This window comes from Acetatifactor sp. (genome assembly GCF_982438285.1).
On the sequence record NZ_CEWDFQ010000291.1, the window covers coordinates 1 to 3,979 of the forward strand.

General features: G+C 41.5%; 5 protein-coding genes. All 5 read left to right on the forward strand.

Translation table 11 applies throughout. The features are described from left to right. Positions 1 to 256, forward strand: a 256-nt coding sequence (locus tag AC1WIP_RS12595) for a hypothetical protein (RefSeq protein WP_481142156.1), incomplete at its 5' end; no start/stop codon positions are given. A gap of 9 nt (positions 257 to 265) precedes the next feature. After that, a complete protein-coding gene (locus AC1WIP_RS12600; protein WP_481142157.1) occupies positions 266 to 694 on the forward strand; it encodes a DUF6056 family protein in 429 nt (142 codons plus the stop codon). Positions 695 to 933: 239 nt separating this feature from the next. Further along, the gene (locus tag AC1WIP_RS12605) at positions 934 to 1,089 is read left to right on the forward strand and encodes a hypothetical protein (protein ID WP_481142158.1); all 156 of its coding nucleotides are present in this window, start codon (positions 934 to 936) and stop codon (positions 1,087 to 1,089) included. A gap of 387 nt (positions 1,090 to 1,476) precedes the next feature. Then, on the forward strand, positions 1,477 to 3,459 hold the full coding sequence (locus AC1WIP_RS12610) for a site-specific DNA-methyltransferase (protein WP_481142159.1): 1,983 nt from the start codon (positions 1,477 to 1,479) through the stop codon (positions 3,457 to 3,459). After that, positions 3,401 to 3,979, forward strand: a 579-nt coding sequence (locus AC1WIP_RS12615) for a DEAD/DEAH box helicase family protein (protein ID WP_481142160.1), incomplete at its 3' end; no start/stop codon positions are given. The genes AC1WIP_RS12610 and AC1WIP_RS12615, both read left to right, overlap by 59 nt.

The window sequence follows — 3,979 nt, forward strand, 5'->3', positions numbered from 1 at the left end:
GATCAGGCTTGGAGAAGGTCTGACATTGATTCGAATTTTTCAGGCTTTTTTGATTACGGTAATAATGTATGGAACTTATCGTATTGCACGGGGAAAAAATAAAGATTCGGTTTTACTTGCACTTACAGCAGCATTGCTTTGGGGAACAATTGCCAGAGATATTATCAGAGGCGGAGTGTTCTGGTTTTCTGCGAGTACAACTTACACATGGCCAATCTGCTTTTTACTGATAGGAATTCTATTATTAAAGCAATAGCAGGTAGCGGTGCTGACCATAACTTTTGTTGTGTGTGAAGCAATATATACCCGTACTCATAAAAGAAAAATTGAGTGGATTACGATTGTCGGTGCAATTTTAGGCGGCTGTATTGAAATTTTAGCGCCGGGTAATTTTGTCCGCTCGGCCAGTGAGGATAATGCGGCATTTGAGGCATTGTCCTTTTTTCAGAAGATACAGAAAAATTTTTTCCCAATTGTGAATATCAATGTGGGACGAGTCAATTTAATTCTGATAACGCTTATCAGCTGTACAGTCTATGATCGGATTACTTCTTTGGAAACGGTGCAGGAAAAAGCAGCTGCTGGCGATAGGCCTGATAATAAACTGTGGCTATTTAGGACTGGCAGCCACCAATTATGTGTTTGGACTTTGGTACAATATTTTACCTTGGGCGACTCTTGTCTGGGTTATTAATGTAATTGCTTTTTTTGGTTTCCTTTGGAATTATCTGGCATAATAGCCTGGTGATATCTTTATGCTGCGCGGCGGTATTTTCACAGGTAATCCTGGTACTTTCTCCCAGTGTAAGCTCAAGATCGGCAATTATATTTCAATATTCCATGATGGTCATAATGCTGAGCGTTTTTGCACAGTTTTGTAAGGATATAGATTGGAGCTCTTTCAAAAAACGTGTATGTATTCCGGTTTATTTATTGTTTGCAATGGTAATGCTGGGAAACGGCATGATGATTGGTCTTGGATATTACCGAAATCATTCCATAAACGAAGTGAACGATGAAATTTTAAAGCGCGCAGAGGAAGATGCAAGGAATGGAAAAGAGATTACTATTGCCTGCCGCAGAGCGTAGAATTTGTGTATTTAGATGGGTGGAAGGCAGCAGAATATGCGGAGGAAATGGAAAAGAGATGAAGGACTGTCAGGAGCATTCTTCAGCGATACACAAATAATCAAGGAGAAAGGGTGAGAATTAAGTTGTAAACCTACAGCCCACATGGTATAATGGATGAGCCAACTTTTCATGAATGAGGGAAGGGCTGTGTCTTTGATGGATTAATCCAAGCAATGCAGGCGTAAAAAGAATCAATGATATTGATGCTGGAACCCTATTATTATGAGTACCTAAAAATGAAAGACGCAGCCTTTTAACGGCATAAAAGTATCAGATATAAAAAAGCGGGCAGTATATCGGGTTTGCCTGCTTTTTGAATTTTAAAAAGTAGAGAGGAAATTGGCAATGCCTAATCTATCACAGTTGAAACGGCAAAGAATACTCGCATTTTTAGAGAAAATCCGCAAGGAGCATCCAGACGATGAAGCTCGGATTGCAATCAACGAAATTGAAACTGAGCTGACAATCAAGAAATATGGTCTTGTCTGGGAAGAGCATGAGGAACAAGTGGATGTTGAAATGCAGACAAATATTCCTGTATTCACCGAAGCCGCGGACAAAGAGATTGTGAGCGATGAAAGCCTGCCTTATAACTTTCTGCTAGAGGGCGACAATCTGCACAGCCTGAAGCTTCTTGAAAAAACACACAGGGAAAGCTTTGATGTGATATACATAGATCCGCCTTACAACACAGGCTCTAAGGACTGGAAATATAATAATGACTATGTGGCTAAGGAAGATGGGTTTCGGCATAGCAAATGGATTAGTATGATGAATGCCCGGCTTTCCATTGCAAAGAAGCTGCTAAAGGATGACGGCGTTTTTATCTGTGCAATCGATGAAAATGAATTGGCAACAACGCTGCTTCTCCTAAACGAAATTTTTGGAGACGGCTATGCCATAGACTGCATTACCATTGTTCATAATCCCCGAGGAGTACAAGGTAATAATTTTTCTTATATACATGAGTATGCGATTTTCTGTTATAATAAATCCTACAAGGTGATTGGGAACAGAGAGCTTGCGCCGGAGGATATTGATTGGACGAATTTGCGGAATTGGGGCGGCGAATCCTCCAGAAATGATGCCAGGAACTGCTTTTATCCGATTTATGTAAAAAATGGAGAAATTGTAGGCTTTGGCGACGTTGTAGAAGACGAGGTGCACCCGAAGCAGAATGAATATGATGAAGAGACAAATACATACGCGGTATATCCCATAGATGTATCCGGCATAGAGAGAAAATGGAGATACGCCCGGCAGACGGTTGAAAGCATCAAACATTTGCTGAGAGCGAAGCTGACCAATGAGAGATATGAAATAGAAATCGGCAAGAACTTTGCATCTTATAAAACCGTTTGGACAGATAAAAAATTTGACGCAAATGAATATGGCACGCAATTAATTAACAGCATGGTGCCGTCAAATGATTTTGATTTTCCCAAGTCCCTGTACAATGTTTACGAGTGCTTATATGCGGTTGTAAAGGATCGGCCAAACGCCATGATATTAGACTATTTTGCAGGCAGCGGCACTACTGCCCACGCTGTTCTGCTGATGAATCAAAAATTAGGCGGGAACAGGAAATTTGTCCTTTGTACAAACAATGCCGTTGGGGAAAAGCGGGAACAGGAGTATAGGAAAACAGTGGGGGATATTGATGAAAAATCTGCAGCCTGGCGCGATTGGGAAGAGCGGTATGGCATTGCAAGCTCGGTGACGTATCCGCGGGTGAAAGCCGTAATCTCCGGCTATACGCACAGTAAGGATTACAAAACAACGCTGTTTGAGAAAAAGCTTTCTCTGGCAGACCTGAAAAACGCGTCCCGGCTTCTTGACAGGCTAGCAAAGATTACCGAGGATAACAAGGACAAATATCCAGAAATATCCACAATTCTTGAGGATGGCTTTGTGAGAGTCGTGGGAAGCACAAGGAAACGTCAGAGGATTGCCGGTATTCCTGCGAACCTCAAATACTATAAAACCGGTTTTATTCCCAAAAGTTCCGCAGACCCTGAATACAGCATCGAAAAAGCACTGCTTAAGCATGTAGCAGAAATGGTGCAGCTTGAATACGCTGTTAAGCTCGACGGCCAAAACTATATTCTCGTTCTGTCAGATGAAGAGGCTGACAACATTATTTCTGACAGGGAAAAGCTCAAAGGATGTAAGGCATTGTATATGTCTGCGTCTGTGCTTTTGACAAGGGAGCAGCAAAATACCCTTTCCCGTATGGGGATTCCTCTTTATGCTGTCCCGGATTATTATTTTGAAACTGAACTTTTGGAGGCGGGAGAAAGATGTAAATCTACCAAAAGGATTATTTGATTTTCAGGAAGAATGTTCACTTTACCTGATCGATACTGTATCCAGCAAAAGAAGCAGACAGACGATTACGGTAAAAGCGCCCACAGGTGCAGGAAAGACGATTATTCTAATCGACTTTATTGACAAATACTTAAACATTGTAAATCCCAATACTGCTTTTATCTGGCTGTGCCCTGGGAAGGGTGATCTGGAAGAACAGAGCCGCAGGAAGATGAAAAGCCTCCTGCCCGGCAAGACAACAAAAAATTTATTTGATGCTTTACTTTCTGGCTTTGAAGCAGGCAGCACGGCTTTTATAAATTGGGAGCTTGTTACCAAAAAGGGCAATAAAGCCATCAGTGACAACGAGAAGAAAAATCTGTATGACCGCATTTCAGAGGGGCATAGGAAGGGCATCCAATATATTATCATTATTGATGAAGAGCATTCTAACGATACCAAGAAGGCCAGCGACATCATCAATGCTTTTTCTGCAAAGAATATTATCCGTGTTTCTGCAACTGCCAAAAAGAATCCTTTG

Coding starts and splice junctions, on each gene's coding strand:
- AC1WIP_RS12610 (WP_481142159.1), top strand. CDS start 1,477: ATGCCTAATCTATCACAGTTGAAACGGCAAAGAATACTCGCATTTTTA.